At 57.1% G+C, this 20159-nt stretch carries 23 protein-coding genes and 1 pseudogene; 7 read left to right on the top strand and 17 right to left on the bottom strand.

Translation table 11 applies throughout. The annotated features are described in order from the left end of the window. Window position 1: 1 nt before the first annotated feature. From ACMWJS_RS07935 to ACMWJS_RS07925, 3 genes are all read left to right on the top strand, one after another. On the top strand, window positions 2–703 hold the full coding sequence (locus ACMWJS_RS07935; protein WP_277719047.1) for a phosphohydrolase: 702 nt from the start codon (window positions 2–4) through the stop codon (window positions 701–703). 61 nt (window positions 704–764) lie between these two features. Next, window positions 765–2180 (top strand): DNA cytosine methyltransferase, encoded by a 1416-nt coding sequence (locus tag ACMWJS_RS07930; protein WP_045908154.1) that lies wholly within the window; start codon window positions 765–767, stop codon window positions 2178–2180. Then, complete coding sequence (locus ACMWJS_RS07925; protein ID WP_414746897.1) at window positions 2161–2652, top strand: very short patch repair endonuclease; 492 nt, start codon at window positions 2161–2163, stop codon at window positions 2650–2652. Before ACMWJS_RS07930 ends, ACMWJS_RS07925 begins: the two co-directional genes overlap by 20 nt. Here the strand turns inward: ACMWJS_RS07925 and yedA are convergent. After that, window positions 2624–3538, bottom strand: coding sequence for a drug/metabolite exporter YedA (gene yedA, locus ACMWJS_RS07920; protein WP_414746896.1), 915 nt, complete (start codon window positions 3536–3538; stop codon window positions 2624–2626). The genes ACMWJS_RS07925 and yedA overlap by 29 nt on opposite strands. 178 nt (window positions 3539–3716) lie before the next feature. Here yedA and ACMWJS_RS07915 point away from each other — a divergent pair, with 178 nt between their 5' ends. The 3 genes from ACMWJS_RS07915 (at window position 3717) to dgcQ (ending at window position 6663) form a co-directional block, all read left to right on the top strand. Beyond that, window positions 3717–4628 (top strand): DUF808 domain-containing protein, encoded by a 912-nt coding sequence (locus ACMWJS_RS07915; protein ID WP_008500306.1) that lies wholly within the window; start codon window positions 3717–3719, stop codon window positions 4626–4628. Between the two features lie 78 nt (window positions 4629–4706). Continuing rightward, window positions 4707–4889: a YodC family protein gene (locus tag ACMWJS_RS07910; RefSeq protein ID WP_023618677.1), complete on the top strand. Its 183-nt coding sequence runs from the start codon at window positions 4707–4709 to the stop codon at window positions 4887–4889. A gap of 73 nt (window positions 4890–4962) precedes the next feature. Continuing rightward, window positions 4963–6663, top strand: a complete 1701-nt coding sequence (dgcQ, locus tag ACMWJS_RS07905) for a cellulose biosynthesis regulator diguanylate cyclase DgcQ (protein WP_167211355.1) — start codon at window positions 4963–4965, stop codon at window positions 6661–6663. Here the strand turns inward: dgcQ and ACMWJS_RS07900 are convergent. Both ACMWJS_RS07900 and yodD read right to left on the bottom strand, forming a co-directional pair. Beyond that, the gene (locus tag ACMWJS_RS07900) at window positions 6648–7448 is read right to left on the bottom strand and encodes a mannosyl-3-phosphoglycerate phosphatase-related protein (RefSeq protein WP_262820916.1); all 801 of its coding nucleotides are present in this window, start codon (window positions 7446–7448) and stop codon (window positions 6648–6650) included. The two genes, dgcQ and ACMWJS_RS07900, sit on opposite strands and share 16 nt — an antisense overlap. A 301-nt stretch (window positions 7449–7749) precedes the next feature. Further along, window positions 7750–7977: a YodD family peroxide/acid resistance protein gene (yodD, locus tag ACMWJS_RS07895; RefSeq protein ID WP_013097742.1), complete on the bottom strand. Its 228-nt coding sequence runs from the start codon at window positions 7975–7977 to the stop codon at window positions 7750–7752. Window positions 7978–8106: 129 nt separating this feature from the next. Here yodD and dsrB point away from each other — a divergent pair, with 129 nt between their 5' ends. Continuing rightward, window positions 8107–8295 carry a protein DsrB gene (gene dsrB, locus ACMWJS_RS07890; protein ID WP_008500312.1) on the top strand — a complete coding sequence of 63 codons (189 nt, stop codon included), beginning with the start codon at window positions 8107–8109 and terminating at the stop codon, window positions 8293–8295. 102 nt (window positions 8296–8397) lie between these two features. On the opposite strand, the gene rcsA is transcribed toward dsrB, so the two are convergent. The 14 genes and pseudogenes from rcsA to fliF form a co-directional block, all read right to left on the bottom strand. Beyond that, window positions 8398–9021 carry a transcriptional regulator RcsA gene (gene rcsA, locus ACMWJS_RS07885; RefSeq protein WP_008500313.1) on the bottom strand — a complete coding sequence of 208 codons (624 nt, stop codon included), beginning with the start codon at window positions 9019–9021 and terminating at the stop codon, window positions 8398–8400. Window positions 9022–9308: 287 nt separating this feature from the next. Then, window positions 9309–10101, bottom strand: a pseudogene (gene fliR / locus ACMWJS_RS07880) (flagellar biosynthetic protein FliR); the annotation flags it as partial. A gap of 7 nt (window positions 10102–10108) precedes the next feature. Further along, entirely contained in the window at window positions 10109–10378 is a 270-nt protein-coding gene (fliQ, locus tag ACMWJS_RS07875) for a flagellar biosynthesis protein FliQ (RefSeq protein ID WP_008500315.1), read from the bottom strand. 9 nt (window positions 10379–10387) lie between these two features. After that, window positions 10388–11125: a flagellar type III secretion system pore protein FliP gene (fliP, locus tag ACMWJS_RS07870; protein ID WP_008500316.1), complete on the bottom strand. Its 738-nt coding sequence runs from the start codon at window positions 11123–11125 to the stop codon at window positions 10388–10390. Next, window positions 11125–11499 carry a flagellar biosynthetic protein FliO gene (fliO, locus tag ACMWJS_RS07865; RefSeq protein ID WP_028016024.1) on the bottom strand — a complete coding sequence of 125 codons (375 nt, stop codon included), beginning with the start codon at window positions 11497–11499 and terminating at the stop codon, window positions 11125–11127. The genes fliP and fliO overlap by 1 nt, the downstream gene beginning before the upstream one ends. Before the next feature lie 2 nt (window positions 11500–11501). Continuing rightward, complete coding sequence (fliN, locus tag ACMWJS_RS07860) at window positions 11502–11915, bottom strand: flagellar motor switch protein FliN (protein WP_008500318.1); 414 nt, start codon at window positions 11913–11915, stop codon at window positions 11502–11504. Continuing rightward, window positions 11912–12916, bottom strand: a complete 1005-nt coding sequence (gene fliM / locus ACMWJS_RS07855; RefSeq protein WP_008500320.1) for a flagellar motor switch protein FliM — start codon at window positions 12914–12916, stop codon at window positions 11912–11914. Before fliM ends, fliN begins: the two co-directional genes overlap by 4 nt. 4 nt (window positions 12917–12920) lie before the next feature. Next, entirely contained in the window at window positions 12921–13391 is a 471-nt protein-coding gene (fliL, locus tag ACMWJS_RS07850) for a flagellar basal body-associated protein FliL (RefSeq protein WP_021241388.1), read from the bottom strand. 106 nt (window positions 13392–13497) lie between these two features. Then, window positions 13498–14730: a flagellar hook length control protein FliK gene (gene fliK, locus ACMWJS_RS07845; RefSeq protein ID WP_414746895.1), complete on the bottom strand. Its 1233-nt coding sequence runs from the start codon at window positions 14728–14730 to the stop codon at window positions 13498–13500. Further along, window positions 14727–15170, bottom strand: coding sequence for a flagellar export protein FliJ (gene fliJ, locus ACMWJS_RS07840; RefSeq protein WP_021241386.1), 444 nt, complete (start codon window positions 15168–15170; stop codon window positions 14727–14729). The genes fliK and fliJ overlap by 4 nt, the downstream gene beginning before the upstream one ends. A gap of 21 nt (window positions 15171–15191) precedes the next feature. Continuing rightward, the gene (gene fliI, locus ACMWJS_RS07835) at window positions 15192–16562 is read right to left on the bottom strand and encodes a flagellar protein export ATPase FliI (protein WP_045908161.1); all 1371 of its coding nucleotides are present in this window, start codon (window positions 16560–16562) and stop codon (window positions 15192–15194) included. After that, window positions 16562–17269: a flagellar assembly protein FliH gene (fliH, locus tag ACMWJS_RS07830; RefSeq protein WP_045908162.1), complete on the bottom strand. Its 708-nt coding sequence runs from the start codon at window positions 17267–17269 to the stop codon at window positions 16562–16564. Before fliH ends, fliI begins: the two co-directional genes overlap by 1 nt. Then, entirely contained in the window at window positions 17262–18260 is a 999-nt protein-coding gene (gene fliG, locus ACMWJS_RS07825; protein ID WP_008500327.1) for a flagellar motor switch protein FliG, read from the bottom strand. The genes fliH and fliG overlap by 8 nt, the downstream gene beginning before the upstream one ends. Beyond that, window positions 18253–19932, bottom strand: coding sequence for a flagellar basal-body MS-ring/collar protein FliF (gene fliF / locus ACMWJS_RS07820; protein WP_048029395.1), 1680 nt, complete (start codon window positions 19930–19932; stop codon window positions 18253–18255). The genes fliG and fliF overlap by 8 nt, the downstream gene beginning before the upstream one ends. Window positions 19933–20159: the final 227 nt, after the last annotated feature.

Raw genomic sequence — 20159 nt, 5'->3', positions numbered from 1 at the left:
GATGGAACTGGCCCGGTGGCAGCATGGCTTTGAGCGCTGGCTCAAGGAAAATCACCAGAACGACGATACCGCACATGATATTTCGCATTTTCGTCGGGTGTGGATGACGGCGCAAAAAATCATGGTTCACCACACGGCCGAGCCGCGGGTGATTCTGGCAGCCTGCTATTTTCACGATATTGTCAGCCTGCCGAAGAACCATCCTGAACGCAGCCAGTCTTCACGGCTTGCTGCTCGCAAGACGAGCGACATACTGCGCCGCGACTTCCCGGACTTTCCGCCCGAGCATATTGCCGCCGTCGCGCACGCGATTGAGGCGCACAGCTTCAGCGCCGGCATTGCGCCGCAAAGTATAGAAGCCAAAATTGTGCAGGACGCTGACCGGCTGGAAGCGTTAGGCGCTATCGGCCTGGCGCGCGTTTTTGCCGTCTCGGGCGCACTGGGCGTGCCGCTATTTGACGCGGACGATCCCTTTGCCGATGCGCGTCCCCTCGACGACCGCGCGTTTGCCCTCGACCATTTTCAGACCAAGCTGCTGCGTTTGCCTGATACAATGCAAACGGACATGGGCCGCGAACTGGCACGTCACAATGCCGATTTCCTGATCCAGTTTATGGCGAAACTCAGCGCCGAATTACACGGCGACTGCCTCGGGCTGGATAGCCAGGTGTTGAGCCGCTTCCGTCGCAGTTTGCGCAACTGAACTGTGGTAATCTGTTCCCAGTCTTTACTCTCCGGTTAAAAGAATGCAGGAAAATCGATCAGTGACAGAGCCCGCGCCCGCGCAGGCTGAGAAATCAACGGCAACGGTGCAGGCCTTACTGCGCCAGCTGTTGGATATCTATGATGCTAAAACGCTGGCCAGCCTGCTGGTGGCGCACGGCGAGAGCCACTGGAGCCCGGCGATCCTTAAACGTCTGCTGACCAGCGAGCGAGCAGGGCGTCGCCTGAGTGAAGGCGAGTTTCGTTATCTGCAAAACCTGCTTCCGCGTCCTTCTGCCGCGCACCCGAACTATGCCTTCCGGTTTATCGATCTGTTTGCCGGTATCGGCGGCATTCGGCACGGTTTTGAAGCCATCGGTGGACAGTGCGTGTTTACCAGCGAGTGGAACAAGCACGCCGTGCGCACCTACAAGGCAAACTGGTACTGCGATCCGCACGAGCATCATTTCAACGCGGATATCCGCGATGTGACCCTGAGCCATAAAAGCGGCGTGAGCGATGAACAGGCCGCCGAGCACATTCGTCAGACGATCCCGGCGCATGACGTGCTGCTGGCAGGCTTCCCGTGTCAGCCGTTCTCGCTGGCCGGTGTCTCCAAAAAGAATGCCCTTGGACGCGCCCACGGTTTCGCCTGCGATACGCAGGGAACGCTGTTTTTTGACGTGGCGCGCATTATTGACGCCCGTCGTCCGGCCATTTTTGTACTGGAAAACGTCAAAAATTTAAAAAGCCACGACGGCGGGAAAACCTTCCGCATTATCATGCAAACGCTGGATGAGCTGGGTTATGACGTGGCCGATTCAGAGGACATGGGCGCGGACGATCCTAAAATTATTGATGGGAAACATTTCCTGCCCCAGCATCGCGAACGTATCGTGCTGGTGGGTTTCCGCCGCGATCTCAATCTGAAAGGCGATTTTACTCTGCGGGATATTCCTTCTCTGTATCCCGAGCGCCGCCCCACCGTGGCCGATCTGCTGGAACCCGTCGTCGACGCGAAATTTATCCTGACCCCGGTGCTGTGGAAATACCTCTACCGCTATGCCAAGAAGCACCAGGCGAAAGGCAACGGCTTCGGCTTTGGGATGGTAAACCCGAACGATCCGCACAGCGTCACCCGCACGCTGTCTGCTCGCTACTATAAAGACGGCGCGGAAATCCTGATCGACAGAGGCTGGGACAAGGCGCTGGGTGAAAAAGATTTCGACGATCCGCACAACCAGCGCCATCGCCCACGGCGCTTAACGCCGCGGGAATGCGCCCGGCTGATGGGCTTTGAAACGCCGCAGGGTTATCGCTTCCGCATTCCGGTGTCGGACACCCAGGCGTACCGTCAGTTTGGTAACTCGGTGGTGGTTCCCGCGTTCGCGGCTGTCGCAAAACTGCTGGCCTCGCGCATCCGACAGGCGGTGGCACTTCGTCAGGGTGAGGCCGTCAATGACGGATGTTCACGATAAGGCGACGCGCAGTAAAAACATGCGTGCCATTGGCACGCGTGACACCGCCATTGAAAAGCGCCTGGCCGCGCTGCTGACGCAGGCGGGGTTTGACTTCCGCGTGCAGGATCCCGCCCTGGCGGGACGCCCGGATTTCGTCATCGACGCCTGGCAGTGCATCATCTTTACCCACGGCTGTTTCTGGCACCATCACGACTGCTACCTGTTTAAAGTCCCGGCGACGCGCACCGATTTCTGGCTGGATAAGATTGGCAAGAACGTCGAGCGCGACAGGCGGGATCTGGGCACGCTGATGGCGCAGGGCTGGCGGGTGCTGATCGTCTGGGAGTGTGCGCTGAGAGGCAGATTAAAGCTGAACGATGCCGATCTGAGCGAACGGCTGGAAGAGTGGATCTGCGGCGGCGGCCAGACCGCGCAGATCGACACGCAGGGCATTCACCTGCTTACGGTTTCTCCACCTCGCAAGGCGTGACCACCGGTTTTGCCGGCAGCAGATATTTGCCCAGCGTGACCAGCACGACGGCAAACACGATGATGCCAAGAGCAATCCATTCCACAGGTGAGAGCGTTTCTCCCCCCAGTCCTGTTCCGAGCAGCACGGCCACGACCGGGTTGACGTAGGCGTAGCTGGTGGCGACAGCCGGAGAGACATTGCGGATCAGGAACATATAGGCGTTAATGGCGATGATAGAGCCAAACAGCGCCAGGTAGCCAACCGCCAGAAAGCCCGACAGCGGCGGCAGGGTCGTCAGCGTTTCTCCCGTCAGCGCGGAAGCCAGCAGCAGGATAATCCCCGCGGCAAGCATCTCAATCGCACCGGCCATCATGCCGGTCGGCAGTTCGATACGCGACCCGTAGACGGAACCCAACGCCCAGCTCATCGAGCCAATCAGGATAATCACCGCGCCCCACGGATTCCCGCTCAGGTTGCCGCCGCTGTTGAGCAGAACAATGCCGGCCAGGCCAATCCCAATCCCCAGCCATTCCAGCTTGCGAGTGCGGATGCCGAAAAGGCGGCTAAAGCAGAGGGTAAACAGCGGTACGGTGGCAACGACCACGGCGGCGATCCCGGACGGGACGTTCTGGTGCTCGGCAATCGTCACAAACCCGTTACCCACCGCCAGCAGCAGCAGGCCGATCAGGGCGGCATTCAGCATCGGGCGTAGCGGAGGAAGCTTATGCCCGCGCAGGAGCAGGAAGGCCAGCAGCAGGATGCCCGCCGAGAGGAAGCGAATGCCCGCCATCATCAGCGGCGGCCAGCTTTCCACGCCGATGCGAATGACAAAGTAGGTTGACCCCCAGATGATGTACAGCGAAAAGAGTGCCCCGATGAGCGGTAGCAATTGCCGGAAACGCATAATCCCTCACGACGAAATAAAAAGTTCGCTGATAGTAAACGCGAAAACTATCTCGCTGGCGAGCCCTTTAATTGTGTGGCAGATGTGAATTTTTTGTTGACGTAAGGTGCCTGTTTCCGGGTTGGCGCTTTTGCTCCATACTATTCACTTAATTACCAAAAAATGAAGGATTAAGATTTTGGCAGGAAGTAGCTTATTAACATTGCTGGATGATATTGCCACTTTACTGGACGACATTTCAGTGATGGGGAAACTGGCGGCGAAGAAAACCGCAGGCGTGCTGGGCGATGATTTATCGCTTAACGCCCAGCAGGTGAGTGGGGTGAGGGCAAACCGTGAACTGCCGGTGGTGTGGGGCGTGGCGAAAGGCTCCTTCCTGAACAAGGTGATTCTGGTGCCGCTGGCGCTGCTGATCAGCGCGTTTATTCCCTGGGCCATCACGCCGTTACTGATGATTGGCGGGGCATTTCTCTGCTTCGAGGGCGTGGAGAAGGTGCTGCACTCCTTTAGCGCGCGCAAGCAGAGCGATACGCCGGAGGTGCGCCAGCAGCGTCTTGAAGCGCTGGCCGCGCAGGATCCGAAAACCTTCGAGCGCGATAAGGTCAAAGGCGCTATTCGGACCGACTTTATCCTGTCTGCGGAAATCGTCGCGATTACGCTGGGCATTGTCTCTGACGCGCCGCTCCTGAATCAGGTGCTGATCCTCTCCGGCATCGCGATTCTGGTCACCGTGGGCGTGTACGGTCTGGTGGGGCTGATCGTCAAGCTGGACGATATTGGCTACTGGCTGGAGGAAAAATCGAGCGCGGTAGCAAGAGGCATCGGCAAAAGCCTGCTGGTGCTGGCCCCGTGGCTGATGAAGAGTTTGTCGGTGGTGGGCACGCTGGCGATGTTCCTCGTGGGCGGCGGAATTGTGGTTCACGGCATTGCGCCGCTGCACCATGCCATCGAACATTTCTCCTCCACGCAGGGGGCCGTTATCGCGGCGATTCTGCCTACGCTGCTGAATCTGGTGCTGGGCTTTATCATTGGCGCTATCGTCGTCGCGGCGGTGAAGCTGGTTGAGAAAATTCGCGGCACGTCGCACTAATTGTTACCCGCGGCAGGATGCAAAAAGACCATTCCTCGTCTAAATTGAAAAAGTTTCACCCTGATACAGGAGGCAGGTATGGTCTTTTTGGTCAGTGATGAAGTTAAGCCTAAGAAGGGCGGCCCACGTATGATCGTCACCGGGTATTCCAGCGGAATGGTGGAATGTCGGTGGCACGATGGCTATAGCATCAAGCGGGAAGCATTCCGTGAAGATGAGCTTCAGCCGGGTGACGGGCAGCACCAGCGGGACAAGGCTTAATCACATAACGCCCGGCTTTGCCGGGCGTTTTTATCTCAGGTTTCGGGTAAAGAGCAGTAATCAGGGAGTGTGTGTGCAGCGCGATACCTTTGTTGTAAGACAAACTTTTTTGCAATGGCTGCATAAGCGTAGCAATCCGGGGCGGATTGTTAATCTCTGTTTTCTGATCGTTTTGGTGTTTTCCACGCTCCTGACCTGGCGTGAGGTGGTAGTGCTGGAAGAGGCGTACATCTCCAGCCAGCGCAACCATCTGGATACGGTGGCCAGTTCGCTGGACAGGCAGTTACAGAACAGCGTCGACAGGATGCTGTTATTCCGCCAGGGCATGCATGATGCAATCGAGACGCCGCTGGCCTTTGATGTCTTACAGGATGCGGTGTCACGCTTTAATACCGTCCGCATGCTCCCCACCTGGCAGCTTGCCGTTGATAAAAAGCGCACGCTTCCCCTTAACGGGGTCTCGGATGCATTCGTGGATAAAACCACCCTTCTGAACCGGGACGCTGAGCGCATCAGTCATGAAATTTCTGCCGCACTCGAAGTGGGGTATCTGCTCAGGCTGGCATCATCGAGAGCACAAACAGAAGCGCGGGTGATCTACGTCTCTCGCGCCGGTTTTTTCCTTTCCACGGATACGCCGGATCGGGCGGGCGATATTACCGCCCGCTATTATCATCTGGTCACGCAGTCCTGGTTTACCCAGCAGTCAGAGCGTAACAATCGCGCGCGCGCCGTGCGCTGGTTTATCTCTACCCCTTCATCCTGGACCGGGGATGAACGCACGATCACCGCCAGCGTCCCCATCTATTTCGATCACTACTGGTACGGCGTCGTGGCGATGGACTTTACCTTAGACACGATGCAGCGTCTGCTGACCGACGCGACGGAAGACCGGACGGAGGGGGAGTATCAGCTGTACGATACCCGGCTTAATATGATAGCCACCTCTGCCCACGCGGGAAGCCTGGTTAACCATTTTGACGAACGCGAAACGGCGCAGATTGCTCAGGCGATTGAGCATGATACCGGCGGCGGGATCCGCCTCGGGAGCCGGTTTATCACCTGGGAGCGGCTCGATCACTTTGATGGCGTCGTCCTGCGGATCCACACCCTGCATGAAGGGGTGCAGGATGATTTCGGCAGTATCAGTATCGTGCTGGCGCTGCTGTGGGCACTCTTTACCGCCATGCTGTTGATCTCGTGGCTGGTGATCCGTCGGATGGTGAGTAACATGTACACGCTTCAGCACTCCCTCCAGTGGCAGGCCTGGCACGATCCGCTGACACGGCTCAATAATCGCGGCGCGCTGTTCGACCGCGCAAAATTGCTGGCGGAAACCTGCCGCCAGCAGGCGCTGCCGTTCTCGGTGATTCAGATCGATCTCGACCATTTTAAAAGCATTAACGACCGTTTCGGCCATCAGGCCGGTGATAAGGTGCTTTCCCATACAGCAGGCGTGATTGCCAGCGCGTTACGCAAGAATGATGTGGCCGGGCGCGTCGGCGGAGAAGAGTTTTGTGTGGTCCTTCCCGGCATTGGTCTGGAGGAGGCGAGAGGCGTCGCTGACCGCATTCGTTGCCGAATCACCAGTAAGGAGATCCTGGTGAAGAAGAGCACCACCCTGCGCATCAGCGCGTCGCTGGGCGTCAGCAGCGCGGATGAAACGGGCAACTACGATTTTGAACAGCTGCAGTCCGTGGCGGACGTCAGACTCTATCAGGCTAAGCAGAGCGGGCGTAACCGGGTCGTGTGGCGGGATCAGGACAGGAAGTGATCCAGCCCCTCCTGCCAGCCTGCCGGGCCGGTCTGTTGGGTGTGATAGACCCGCTCAGGGTTATCGTCCCGTAGCGTGATGCCCTGGCGGTTAATCCCCTTGATGACCACCGCGAAGTCCATGCTGTCGAGCAGCGGCGCATCGTTAGGGCCATCGCCGAGCCCCAGCGTGGTGGGCTCGATCTCGTCCTGCTCGCGATACTGTTCAATCAGCCAGCTAACCGCCACATCTTTACCGCAGCGGGCGTCGAGAATATGCCAGAAGCGCGCCCCCTGCACACACTTGAGGCCGATGTGCGCCAGTTGCTCTTCAAACTGGACCAATTTCTCGTCGGTATCGCGCCAGATGAGCGTGACGGAGGCTTCATGCTTGCGGGCAAGCGTCGAACGGTAGCGCGTCAGTCCGGTCCACTCGCTGATAACGTGCTCATCCACATCGTCAAAGGTGGTGAATTTAAAGCCCGTCTGCAGACGAATCTGCTCGATTCGCGGGCGAATATCCCGGTGCGTCATCCCCCGGATCTGACGCTGGACCTTGTCCCAGCGCACGTCAGGCTGTATTACCGCGCCGTTCTCGGCAATAAACGGCAAGCCTTCCAGCCCCAGATCCTGCTGAATATCCAGCATCTCTGCCGCGGTTTTGCTGCTGCAGAGAATAATCGGAATCTGGTTATCCTGTAGCCTGTCCAGCCAGGGCATTGCGGGTTGCCAGTCGTAGGTATGAATATCCAGCAACGCGCCATCCAGGTCAGAAAAAATCAGCAAGGTATCCCGCAGTGAAGGCATAGTGACTCCCGATGACGGTTGCGTTTCGTTCTAAGAAAATTCCTAAAAAATAACCGAATTGTTAACAGATGAAATGGGAACAATCCCTGGCAAACCCGCATTCGGCGTAAGTTATTGCTCATAACGAAAAGCATTATGTTAAAAATATTATATTCATCATAAGAATATATGCTTGTCAGACAAATTCGTTGGGGATAGTGTGGCTTGTACATCAGATTTCCTGGTGTAACGAATTTTCAAGTGCTTCTTGCATAAGCAAGTTTTGATCCCGGTCATCCCCATGACCGGGATTTTTTTCGCCCTAACGATTGGCTTCCGACACGCTAAAGTCGTGAATATCGAGCTCGAAGGCCTCCGCCAGCTCACGATAGGTGTGATAATCCCTTCCGTTAACAATGACGCGGTCCGAATTGTCGTCCGTCCTGCGGACTTCTGACTCGCTAATCTCATTGATGGCGGCCAGCAGGGCATCGACATCCACCTCGACTTCGCGCTTGATGGTGTCGCTGTACTCTTTATCGGTCTTCATTGCGGGGTTCCTCATTCAGCCGGGTCCATCGCTAAGTATAGACTGTAGATAAAAACGCCATTCACACCGGGCGGCGATGTGCGATTTTGCGTTTTGTTCTACACTGGCTCAAAACCAGAGGAGGAATGTATGAAGGTCAACGATCGGGTAACCGTTAAAACGGACGGTGGGCCGCGCCGCCCGGGTGTGGTGCTGGCAATTGAAGAGTTTAGCGAAGGGACAATGTACCTGGTATCACTGGAAGACTACCCGCTCGGCATTTGGTTTTTTAACGAACTGGGGCATCCGGACGGTATTTTTGTTGAGAAAGCAGACTAACACGGCGTCGGGTAGCATATCGCGTGCCCGACACCCTCTGCAGAAGCAAAAATCTCTGGCCAGGCCAGAGATCAAAGGTAGGGTGCACAGGGTCTTAAGCGACTAACGCATGTTGACGAAAATCCCGTTCGTCACATTATCGGTCAGGCGTACCACGTGGTAGATCACTTGCTTATTATGCGTTTTAATTTTCCGTTTAATATTTCCTTTGTGTGATGAAACGGTTTTCGCTTTAATATTCATCTGGTCGGAGATCTGAATAGTTCCTTGTCCCGCCATCCACATTCGCAGCATACTTGATTCAGTCCTGCTTAATGATAGGGTGGGTAAGTTAACCGCTCCTACATTTTTAACTTCTTTATTCAAATAATCACCCAAAATGTCATCCAGCGACTCGGGTTTAATCGATTTAGAACTGATCAATAAATTTTTACGGACCAACAAATACTCATCGAAATGGATATTCGCGATCGCCATAAAAACAATAAACAGGGTTTTTGGATGCTGATTAATGATTTGCTTAATGTGCTGACTGTTGGCTGGATCGTGAATGAAACAGTCCTCATTAATAAACACCACGCCTGGTTTTAGTTCGTCACAAGCGGCTGCGAGTTCGTCAACGGTGTGTGCATCGTTGATGTCTCTCTTTCTTACCCCTCTGCTTGCCAGGTACCCGGTTAACCCTAGCCGGGTGTAGCTGCATAAATCCATAATGATCGTTGACATGGCATACCCTCACTCAATGCGTAACGATAATTCACCATCTGCCTGAGAGCTCAAAACAGCCATACGGGATGGAAAAAAATAATAAACCTGTGAGCATGACAAAGACTTTCAGGCGGACTCACTATCCCGTAAAGTTACGTATAATTTGCCAGGAATCTTCTTAAAGTAAAGTAAATATTAAGTATTGTGAGGTGGTTAGAAACAATTAAACCGCGTCAGATATATCCTGGAAGATGTTTTTCGCGTTTTATTTTAGGAATATCCTCAGAAAGACAGTAGCAACAGTACGGTCTATTATTTACGAGGCAGTTCGCTGACAATATCCGCTAACAGGTTGAATATCTCGCCGAATAAATGTTCACAGAAGGGAGCGATCAGTGGCATCAGTAATGACATTAATAAAATTCCGACCGTCAGCGTTAACGGAAAACCAATGACAAACACAGAAAGCTGCGGCGCCATTCGGTTCAGTAAACCTAATGCCAGGTTGACGGTCAGCAGCAGGGTGATGATCGGCAGCGCCAGCATCAGCCCGTTCAGGAAGATCAGCCCCGCGGCGCGAGTGAGCGCCAGGAAAGCGTTGCTGTTTACCGGATTTTCGCCAATCGGCAGCGTATGGAACGTGTCCACCAGCATGGAGATAAGCCACAGATGGCCGTTGAACGACAGAAACAGCAGCATGGCGAGCAGATCGATAATGCGTGCCAGCACCGGCATGTTGAGATGACTGCCGGGATCGACAAACGTGGCGAACGATAACCCCATCTGCAGGCCAATCAGTTCCCCCGCGGTACGCACGGCGGCAAAAGCGAGCTGCATGGTAAAGCCGACGGCAACGCCAATCATCACCTGCTGCAGGGCGACCCACACCGCATTCGCCGAGAAGATCGGAATATCCACGGGAGGGAGAGACGGTGCGACGATAATGGAGATGATAATCCCCAGCCCCACTTTGACACGCTTGGGTATCGATTTCTCGCTGAGAATGGGGGCGGTGGAGATCAGCGCCATGATGCGCAGCATCGGCCAGAAGTAGACGCCGAGCCACTGAACCCACTGGTCGCTGGTGAAGTGCAGCATCGTCAGGTCAGCCGATGATGTACGGCAGATTGGTAAACAGGTTGCGCATATAGTCCAGCAGCAGGTTCAGCATCCACGGTCCGGCCACGATAATCGCCACGAACACGGCGATGATTTTCGGGATGAACGACAGCGTCATTTCGTTAATCTGCGTGGCGGCCTGCAGAATACTGATAATCAGACCGGTAACCAGCGCGACAAGCAGCAGCGGAGCGGCAACGGCAATCGCGATTTTCATCGCCTCCGTGCCCATCATCATGACCGATTCGGGTGTCATTGCCGTTCCTTAACTGTAGAAACTCTGCGCCAGCGAGCTGACCAAAAGCTGCCAGCCGTCGACCAGCACAAAGAGCATGATCTTAAAGGGCAGGGCGATGGTCGCGGGCGGCACCATCATCATCCCGAGCGCCATCAGGACGCTGGCGATCACCAGGTCGATAATCAGGAACGGGATAAAGATGGTAAAGCCGATCTGGAACGCGGTTTTCAGCTCGCTGGTCACATAGGCGGGCAGCAGAATACGCATGGGTACCGCTTCTGGTCCTTGCAGCTCGCCGGTGTTGGACAGGCGGGCAAAGAGGGCCAAATCCGCTTCGCGCGTCTGGCGCAGCATAAATTCCCGCAGCGGCTGCGCGCCTTTATCCAGCGCTTCCTGCATGGAGATTTTATCTTCGCTGAACGGCTGATAGGCGTCGGTGTAAATCTTATCGATCACCGGCGACATAATGAAAAAGGTCAAAAACAGCGCCAGTCCGAGCAGAACCTGGTTTGGCGGAGCGGAAGGGGTGCCGAGCGCGTTTCGCAGCAGACCAAAAACGATGATGATGCGGGTGAAGCTGGTCATCATCAGCAGGATAGCCGGAATAAACGTCAGCGAGGTGATGAACACCAGCGTCTGCACCGGAAGCGACCAGCTTTGGCCGCCGCCTGCGAGAGGGGTTGACACCAGACCGGGCAGTTGCGCATAGACCGCGGGAGCAAACAGGCCAACGCCCGCAAGCGTCAGGGATAACAAACGGCGCATCAGGATCTCCCGGAACGCTTAAGCAAACTCTTCATCACGGACTGGAAATCCGCAGGGGCCTCTGCACGCTCGTCCACCACAGCAGGGGCGGGCGGCAGCTTATGTAATACGCTGATGTTTGACGCCGTGACGCCCAGAACCAGACGCGCATCGTCCACCTCGACGATGACCACACGTTCACGTGGTCCCAGGGTGGTGCTGGCGCTGACCTTCAGCCCGCGGGCGCCGGCGGTTTTCCCCGCCAGGCCAAAGCGCTTCGCCAGCCAGGCGGCGATAAGAATAAAGGCAATAATACCGAACAACGCCCCGCTCACCTGGAGCAGAGGTGAGCCGGGAACGGCAGAAGGTTGCGATAGTGTTGCCTGGGTTTTCATGCTTAACGGCTCAGACGACGCATACGTTCAGACGGGGTAATGATGTCGGTGATACGTACGCCGTATTTATCGGCTACCACCACCACTTCACCCTGAGCAATCAGATAGCCGTTGATCAGAATATCCAGCGGCTCACCGGCCAGGCCGTCAAGGGCCACCACGGAACCCTGCGTCAGGCGCAGCAGCTCTTTAATGGTCATACGGGTGCGTCCCAGTTCAACGGTCAGCTTAACCGGGATATCCATAATCAGGTCGATGTCCTGCAGCGTGCCGCTGACATCACCGCCGCCGAGCTGCTGGAATACGGCATCCGCTGCGCTTTTGGCCGGGGTCGCTTTTTGCTCGTTTAACGCGTCAGCCCACAGATCGTCCAGTGCTCCGCTGTTTTCATCGGACGGATTGTTCATGTCACTCATTTGGGCTGTTCCTCATTCAGCGAATTCAAAATCGGGTTGATCAAGTGCTCAACGCGTAACGCATACTGACCGTTAATCGTGCCGTACTGGCTAGTCAGCACGGGGACACCATCCACATGGGCAATAATGCGGTCGGGTTTTTCTATCGGCAAAACATCACCGGGTTGTAATTTCAGGATCTGAGATAACCGCAGCGGGATATCGGCGAAGCTCGCCACCAGCTCAAGCTGCGAATGCTGGACCTGGCGGACCAGGTTTTCACGCCAGTTCTGGTCTTCGTTGCGAGAGTTCTCCAGCGGCGGGTTAACCAGCAGCTCGCGCAGCGGTTCGATCATGCTGAACGGCAGGCAGATGTTGAACTCGCCGGTCAGGTTACCGATCTCCACGTGGAACGGGGTGTTCACGACGATATCGTTCGGGGAGGTGGTGATATTGGTAAATTTCACCTGCATCTCAGAACGGACGTACTCCACTTCCAGCGGGTTAATCGCTTTCCACGCGTCGCTGTAAGACTCCAGCGCCAGCTTCAGCATGCGGTTAATGACGCGCTGTTCGGTGTGGGTGAATTCACGACCTTCTACTTTGGTCGGGAAACGCCCGTCGCCGCCGAACAGGTTATCCACCGCAATGAACACCAGGCTTGGGGAAAACACCACCAGACCGGTACCGCGCAGCGGCTTCAGATGAATCAGGTTAAGGTTGGTTGGCACCGGCAGGTTGCGGGCAAACTCATGATACGGCTGAATGCGGATCGCACCGACCGTGATATCCGGGCTACGACGCAGCAGGTTAAACAGCCCCATACGGAACTGACGTGCAAAACGTTCGTTAATGATCTCCAGCGCCTGCAGACGTTCACGTACCACGCGACGCTGGGTATTCGGGTCATAGGGACGAATATCGCTATCGCCGCCGATACCCGGTTGCGGATCATCACTTTTATCGCTGTCGCCGTTGAGCAGCGCATCGATTTCTGCCTGAGAAAGAATACTGTCGCCCATGTCGTTACCGCAGAATGAAGGCTGTATACAGAACGTCAGTGACTTCCTGCTTAGGTTGGCCGTTTACCAGCGGGGTCGCCAGCGTTTGTTTAATGGCGTCGACCAGCTTTTGCTTACCCACATCGGTGGCCAGCGCCGAAGCGTCCTGACGAGAGAACAGCAGCAGAAGGCGGCTACGCACCTCCGGAAGATAATCATTCAGACGCGCGCGCGTGGCTTCATCCTTCAGGCGCAGCGTAATACCGACGTACAGCACACGATCCGCGTCACCGAGATTCACGGTGAAGGTGTCCAGAGGGAAAAATACCGGCGCCGGTGGCGGTGCAGGTTCGGCTTTGGCCGCAGCGGTCGAAGGTTCCTGCTGCATACGCCAGTAACTATAGCCCGCGGTAGCGCAGGCGGCGAGCGTGATCAACACCAGCAGCGGGATCCAGATGGAACGCTTACTTTTTTTGGTGATAGCGGAGTCAGTCATCTGATACGAGCTTCCTGTTTCGGTACAGCTTAATAAGGTGATTATCCCGTGTCCTGCTGTCGTCAAAGCGTGGAAAAGACGGGGATAATCACGCTACCTCTGGCGTTTAGGCGAAGATGTCTACGGCACTGTTACCGCGCGCGGCGGATTGCAGGGCGGCAGGAACGGGCAGTAGTTCATCGCTCTCTTCATTAAAACCGCCGGTGTTGCCGGAACGCGAAGCCTGGTGCTGCTGCTGGGATGAGGACTGCTGCTGCCCGGCAAAGCTCTCGCTGCTGACGCTGCTCTGCGCAAGCTGAATGCCGTTTTCTGCCAGCGAGGTTCGCAGTACCGGCAGCGCGGCTTCCAGCGCCGCGCGGACATGGCTGTGCGCAGAGACCATCTGCAACTGCGCCTGGTTATCATCCAGCTTAAGCGAAATTTGCACCTGACCCAGATCTTCCGGGTGCAGACGCAGCTCGGCCGTCTGCTGGCCCTGTTTGGTGAACAGGGTGATGTGCTGGCTCAGGGACTGCTGCCATTCATGCGTGCCCAGAGGCTGGCTTAACACCGGCGCGGGAGCAACGGTGGCGGCCGTCTGACTGGTTGCATGGCTGGACATAATCGGTGCCAGGGTAGCCGTCGGCGATGATGAGGAGGAGGCGCTGGCGAGCTCCTGCTTCTCTGTGGTTGCAGCCACGACCGGCGTGGCCGGCGCGTTGCCCGACAGGGCCGGGTCGCTGTTTTTCGCCTGGCTCTGATAAGGCGCAGCACTCAGCGCTTTATCATGGCTTCCCGGAAGCGCGTTCAGGGACGGTTGGCCCGCGCCGTTTTGCGCAAGCGCCGCTGTACTCAGCGTTGCGGTGGCGGAAACGCCGTCACTGCCAGCTACACGAGAGGCGGTAGTTTGCTGGTGCGGCAGCATCGCCATCAGGGCGCTCAATCCGGCCAGCTCCTCTTCGCTCAGCTCGCTTTTACCGTCATCTTTGCTGTTCGCGGCATTGATTGTCTTCAGTGCGTCACCTTTAGACAGCGGCACCAGTCCGGAAACCAGCGTATCAAGCGAGGTGACGGGCGCCGTCTCGTCGCCATTCAGCGCGGTTTGGCGCGAGAGCAGGTCGGCAATTTTGGCCTGCAGGGTGGTATCCCCTTTGGCGTCCTGAGCAACGTGGGACAGCTTGCTGCCGGCGGCTTTAAGGTCAGCCAGGGTCAGTGGCGCATCTTTGCCCTTGCCCGTCGCGTCCGACAGGGAGCCCGCGAGCAGCGCGAGAAAGTCCTGTGCACCGTCGGTGCCTTTCCCCGTCTGCGTACCGCCTGACAGGTCGCTGTCGCTCATCAGCAGTTGTTGCAGTGTGATCATTCCGGTTTCCTCATTGATGCGCGCTGGGCAAACTCATCCATTTTTTTCTGATCCAGACGGTTTTCCGCCAGGGTCGTTGCCGCAATCTGTCGGTCCTGTAAGGTCTGCCAGGCCTGCAGTCGCTGCTTCTTCTCGCGCCAGAAATTCAGCGCGGTATCGACTTTCTGGGTCCACTGGTGAAGCTGCTGGCGATGCTGATCTATCGCCTTCTCCAGCGTCTGGATAAACTGCTGATAGTTAATCCAGCGCTGGCTTCCAATGCCCTGTGTCATATCGGTATTGAGGTTGGTGCGATATTCATGCTGATAGTCGATTAACATCTTCAACTGTTCTTCAGCCTGCTGGCACCCGCGTCGCATTGCGCCAAGCTGCAATGCGGCATCATCAACTTCTTTTTCAGCCAGATCTTTCAGCGTTGATAACGCGCTGTTTTGCGCCATGACCTTCGCCCTCCACCTGTGTTACACCTGCGGGAAAATCAGCTCCAGTGCCTGAATTGAATCTTCCCAGTTGGCACGTTCAAAAATACCTTGTTGTAAAAATGCCTCCAGCTGCGGCCACAGGGTAATCGCTTTGTCGAGCATCGGGTCGCTGCCTTTGGCATACGCCCCCACGCTGACCAGATCGCGGTTGCGCTGGAAGCTGGAGAGGAGTTGTTTAAAGTTACGCACGCGGGCGTAGTGCTTCTCGGTTATCAGCGCCGTCATTGCGCGGCTGATAGAGGCTTCAATATCAATTGCCGGATAGTGTCCGGCTTCGGCGAGACGACGCGACAGCACAATGTGGCCGTCAAGGATCGCGCGCGCGGAGTCGGCAATCGGATCCTGCTGGTCATCGCCTTCGGTCAGCACCGTATAGAACGCGGTGATGGAGCCGCCGCCGCTGATACCGTTCCCCGCACGTTCCACCAGGGCAGGGAGTTTGGCGAAGACCGAAGGCGGGTAGCCTTTGGTCGCCGGTGGCTCACCGATAGCCAGCGCGATTTCACGCTGCGCCATCGCGTAGCGGGTCAGCGAATCCATGATCAGCAGCACGTGCTTGCCGCGGTCACGAAAATCTTCGGCGATGCGGGTGGCATACGCTGCCCCCTGCATACGCAGTAACGGCGATACGTCTGCCGGTGCGGCAATGACCACCGAGCGGGCACGGCCTTCCGCACCCAGAATGTTTTCAATGAAATCTTTAACTTCGCGACCACGTTCGCCGATCAGGCCCACGACGATAACGTCCGCCTGGGTATAGCGCGCCATCATGCCGAGCAGAACGGATTTACCCACGCCTGACCCGGCGAAGAGGCCCATACGTTGTCCGCGTCCCACGGTCAGCAGGGCGTTAATCGGGCGTACGCCGGTATCGAGCACATGCTCGATAGGGGTTCGCTGCAGGGGGTTAAACGGCTGGGTGATTAATGCGCCGGTTTCGGTGGTGTCCGGCGAGGGCAGCCCGTCGAGCGGCTTCCCGCTGCCGTCCAGCACGCGCCCCAGCAGGGCAGGACCAAGCGGCAGCTGTTTCCCGCTTTGCAGCCCATCGCCAGAGGTGTTTTTGGCATACACGCGCGCGCCGGGCAGAATGCCTTCCACCTCTTCAAGCGGCATCAGGAACAGGCGCTGACCGTTGAACCCGACCACTTCGCTTTCCACTTCACGCGTTTCCAGACCGTCCTGACGCTCGATCACGCAGGTCGCGCCCAGCGGCAGCTGCAGGCCGGTGGCCTCCAGTACCAGACCGGTGGCGCGCGTCAGTCGTCCATAACGACGAACAGAGGGCAGTTGCGCCATCTTCGTCTCAAAATTGTCGAGCGTGGTGAGCCAGCGGGTGAGGCGTGCGGTCATCAGACGACTCCCGGTGCCGCCAGGCGGCACAGTTCCTGCCAGCGGGTGGCGACGCTGGCATCCAGATCGCCTTCATCGGCTGAGACTTTGCAGCCGCCGTGATGTAACGACGGATCGCCGCGCAGACGCCAGCCGTGCAGGTTTAGCGTCGCGCCCAGGCTCTCTTCCACGCGCTGCAGGTCGTCCGGATGGACGCGCAGCTGCGGCTTACCGCTGAACAGCGGCTCCTGCTGCAGCAGGCCCTGAATTTGTTTGATCAGCGCCGTGTTATCCACGACGGGCGTCTGGCCGATCACCTGACGCGCGGCTTCCAGCGCCATCTGCATCAGTCGCGAGGCAATCACGCTGTCCAGCGCGTCCAGCGTGTGCTGAAACTCGCTGACCAGCTGCTGCATGCGGGCATGGATCGGCGCCTGCTGCTGGCGCGCCTGATCGATACCGTGCTCTAACCCTTTTGACAGGCCTTCCTGATACCCCAGCTCGTGGCCTTTCTGCCGGCCTTCGTTCAGACCGGCATTGTAGCCCTGCTCGTGCGCCTGCATTTGCAGCTGAGCCAGCATCTGTGCTTGCTGCTCTTCTTCGCTTAGCTCAGGCTGTTCGACGTCCGGGTCAAGCTCCTCGGTCGGGATCACGGCTGGCGTGAACTCGGAGAGGGGAGGGGCCAGATCGTCCGGCGTCCAGCGCTTCCACGGCAGCTCATTAGACATAGGTGTCGTCTCCGCTGCCAATCACCATCTCGCCGGTTTCCGCCAGACGACGAACAATAAGCAGAATGGCTTTCTGTTCGTTTTCCACCTGAGACAGACGAACCGGGCCGCGGTTGGCAAGGTCGTCGCGCAGGATATCGGCCGCACGCTGAGACATGTTGCGCAGGAACTTCTCGCGCAGCGGCTGCTCGGCGCCTTTGAGGGCGATAAGCAGCGACTCGGAATCCACTTCCTGGAGCAGGCGCTGGATGCTGCGGTCGTCCACTTCGACGAGGTTTTCGAACAGGAACATCTCGTCGATGATTTTCTGTGCCAGCTCGCCGTCGAATTCGCGAACCGCCGTAATGACGGCCTCTTCCTGCTGCGTTTTCATCAGGTTGATGATTTCCGCCGCCGTTCTCACGCCGCCCATTTTGCTGCGCTTGAGGTTCTGACCGTCGAGCAGGTTGTTCAGCACCTCGGTCAGCTCCGCCAGCGCGGCAGGCTGGACGCCGCCGAAGGTGGCGATACGCAGCATCACATCGTGACGCAGGCGCTCTTCGAACAGCGCCAGAATATCGGCTGCCTGACCACGTTTGAGGTGGACAAGGATGGTGGCGATAATCTGCGGGTGCTCGTCGCGAATAAGGTCGGCGGCACTCTGCGGTTCCATAAAGTTGAGCGTTTCGATACCGCTGGCGGTATCGCGCGTTTCCAGAATATCTTCCAGCAGGCTGGCGGCACGCTCTTCGCCCAGCGCCTTGACCAGCACGGAACGCAGGTAGTCGTTGGCGTTGACGTTGAGCGCGGCAAACTGTTCGGCTTCCTGCTCAAACTCCGACAGCACTTCGGTCAGCTGTTTGTTGGAGATTTGGCGCACGTTGGCCATGGCCGCACTGAGAATCTGTACCTCTCGCTGGGAGAGGTGTTTAAACACCTCTGCCGCGCGATCTTCGCCAATGGTCATCAACAGGATGACGCTTTTATCGGTGCCCGTAAGCGTATTACTCATGTTCGTTACCCATCCACTGGCGGATGACCAGCGCCACGACGCGCGGATCGTTATCTGACATTTCGCGAATGCGCTGGCTCATCACCTCGGCACCCATGCGCTGGTTAGCACGGCGCTGCTGCATCTGTTCATCTTTACTGAGGCGAACTTCAACCGCTTCTTCCGTTTCCTGACGCGCATTCATCTGCTCGCGAGCCGCTTTTTCAGCTTCGGCACGGCGCTGGAGCTGTGGACGAACGCCCTTACGCCACAGCAGCCACGCGACAATCAGCACCAGCAGCCAGCGTCCTGCGGACATCAGCTGGTCGATAAACGCCTGCTGTTGCCAGAACGGCAGTTCACCGCCGGTCTCTTCAACCGAGTTGAACGGTGAGTTCACCACGTTGAGGGTATCGCCGCGCTTCTCGGAGTAACCCATCGCTTCACGGGTCAGGTTTTCAATCTGCTTCATCTGCTCGGCGGTCAACGGCAACGGTTTGCCATCCGCCAGCGTTTTGTAGTTCACCACTACCGCAACAGAGAGACGCTGAATATCGCCCACGTTCAGTTTAGTGTGACGAATCGTTCTATCCACTTCGTAGTTCGTGGTTTCGTTACGGCTGGTGTTTCGTGGGCCGCTGTTATTCGCCGTAGAGGTGGTCTGCTGATTATTTTGCTGGCCGTTCTGCTGATTGGCCGGCGGCGTAGAGATCGGCGCCGCGTTTGCCGGGGCAGGCTGGTTAGACAGCGCGCCCGGCACGCCGCCCGGGTAGGCACCGCCAACCTGCTCGCTGGAGTTGATTTGACGCGAACGCATGACCGCCTGAGCCGCATCGCCGTTCGGGCTGTACTGCTCTTCGGTTTGTTCTTTATTCGAGAAGTCGATCTGCGCGGTGACCTGCGCGTGCACGTTGCTGTTGCCCACAACCGGGCCGAGGATCGCTTCGATACGACGCTGGAGACGGCTTTCGACATCGGCGGCATATTTCAGCTGCGCGTCATTCAGATCGCGACCGGCGGTGTTGGATTGCGTCAGCAGGTGACCGCTCTGGTCAACCAGCGTCACGTTACCCGGCGGCAGACCGGCGACGGCGCTGGAGACGAGATGCGTCACCGCGCTGATTTGCCCTTCGTCCAGCGCGCGGCCAGGCTCAAGGTTCACGGTCACGGAAGCCGAAGGTGATTTCTGTTCGCGGACAAATAAGGAAGGTTTAGGCATCGCCAGGTGCACGCGGGCGCTCTTCACCGGGCCTAATGTTTCAATGGTGCGGGCCAGTTCACCTTCCAGCGCACGCTGGTAGTTCACCTGCTCGCTGAACTGGCTGATACCGAATTTTTCCTGATCCAGTAGCTCAAAGCCTACCGCGCCGCCTTTCGGCAGCCCCTGCTGGGCCAGGCGCAGACGCAGTTCGTGCACCTTATCTGCCGGGACCTCCAGCGCACCGCCATTATCGGCAAAGCGATAAGGGATGTTCATCTGGGTCAGCTGGGTGACGATGGCGCCACCATCCTGATCGGAAAGGTTACTGTAGAGCGTCCGGTAATCAGGGCTTTTCGCCCACAGGACCATCGCTACAAGGATCGCAATTGCGGCAGCGCCTGCCACGATCAACGGGATTTTAGGATTCGCGCGAAGGCGGTTCATCCACTCGAGTGATTTATTCTGCGGCGCTGTCGATGCTGTTGCACTCATTGCGCACCTCTTAAATCCTGGTGGTTTACGTTATTCGTGTAGAGAAACAAAACTGACTCCCGGGTCGGCAAACACGACAAAAGTTCCATATTGATGGCCCTGCCATTATTTGATGATTCGTGATTTTCTATGCGTCAAATAACCTGGTTTTTTCATGCTATTTACCGCCATTATCTTATTGACAAGCTGTTAGTCTTGACCGCGTAAAAAACCATCCAGGGGAGAGT

Source organism: Enterobacter sp. HK-058-C-ECC, from assembly GCF_047531125.1.
GTDB lineage: Bacteria > Pseudomonadota > Gammaproteobacteria > Enterobacterales > Enterobacteriaceae > Enterobacter > Enterobacter quasiroggenkampii.
This window is presented reverse-complemented; position numbering and strand designations above follow the sequence as displayed.

Excerpts from the sequence above, each read along its gene's own strand:
- ACMWJS_RS07935 (WP_277719047.1), top strand. The coding sequence starts at position 2 with ATGGAACTGGCCCGGTGGCAGCATGGCTTTGAGCGCTGGCTCAAGGAA.
- ACMWJS_RS07925 (WP_414746897.1), top strand. The coding sequence starts at position 2,161 with ATGACGGATGTTCACGATAAGGCGACGCGCAGTAAAAACATGCGTGCC.
- yedA (WP_414746896.1), bottom strand. The coding sequence starts at position 3,538 with ATGCGTTTCCGGCAATTGCTACCGCTCATCGGGGCACTCTTTTCGCTG.
- ACMWJS_RS07910 (WP_023618677.1), top strand. The coding sequence starts at position 4,707 with ATGGTCTTTTTGGTCAGTGATGAAGTTAAGCCTAAGAAGGGCGGCCCA.
- ACMWJS_RS07900 (WP_262820916.1), bottom strand. The coding sequence starts at position 7,448 with ATGCCTTCACTGCGGGATACCTTGCTGATTTTTTCTGACCTGGATGGC.
- yodD (WP_013097742.1), bottom strand. The coding sequence starts at position 7,977 with ATGAAGACCGATAAAGAGTACAGCGACACCATCAAGCGCGAAGTCGAG.
- dsrB (WP_008500312.1), top strand. The coding sequence starts at position 8,107 with ATGAAGGTCAACGATCGGGTAACCGTTAAAACGGACGGTGGGCCGCGC.
- rcsA (WP_008500313.1), bottom strand. The coding sequence starts at position 9,021 with ATGTCAACGATCATTATGGATTTATGCAGCTACACCCGGCTAGGGTTA.
- fliQ (WP_008500315.1), bottom strand. The coding sequence starts at position 10,378 with ATGACACCCGAATCGGTCATGATGATGGGCACGGAGGCGATGAAAATC.
- fliP (WP_008500316.1), bottom strand. The coding sequence starts at position 11,125 with ATGCGCCGTTTGTTATCCCTGACGCTTGCGGGCGTTGGCCTGTTTGCT.
- fliO (WP_028016024.1), bottom strand. The coding sequence starts at position 11,499 with ATGAAAACCCAGGCAACACTATCGCAACCTTCTGCCGTTCCCGGCTCA.
- fliN (WP_008500318.1), bottom strand. The coding sequence starts at position 11,915 with ATGAGTGACATGAACAATCCGTCCGATGAAAACAGCGGAGCACTGGAC.
- fliM (WP_008500320.1), bottom strand. The coding sequence starts at position 12,916 with ATGGGCGACAGTATTCTTTCTCAGGCAGAAATCGATGCGCTGCTCAAC.
- fliL (WP_021241388.1), bottom strand. The coding sequence starts at position 13,391 with ATGACTGACTCCGCTATCACCAAAAAAAGTAAGCGTTCCATCTGGATC.
- fliK (WP_414746895.1), bottom strand. The coding sequence starts at position 14,730 with ATGATCACACTGCAACAACTGCTGATGAGCGACAGCGACCTGTCAGGC.
- fliJ (WP_021241386.1), bottom strand. The coding sequence starts at position 15,170 with ATGGCGCAAAACAGCGCGTTATCAACGCTGAAAGATCTGGCTGAAAAA.
- fliI (WP_045908161.1), bottom strand. The coding sequence starts at position 16,562 with ATGACCGCACGCCTCACCCGCTGGCTCACCACGCTCGACAATTTTGAG.
- fliH (WP_045908162.1), bottom strand. The coding sequence starts at position 17,269 with ATGTCTAATGAGCTGCCGTGGAAGCGCTGGACGCCGGACGATCTGGCC.
- fliG (WP_008500327.1), bottom strand. The coding sequence starts at position 18,260 with ATGAGTAATACGCTTACGGGCACCGATAAAAGCGTCATCCTGTTGATG.
- fliF (WP_048029395.1), bottom strand. The coding sequence starts at position 19,932 with ATGAGTGCAACAGCATCGACAGCGCCGCAGAATAAATCACTCGAGTGG.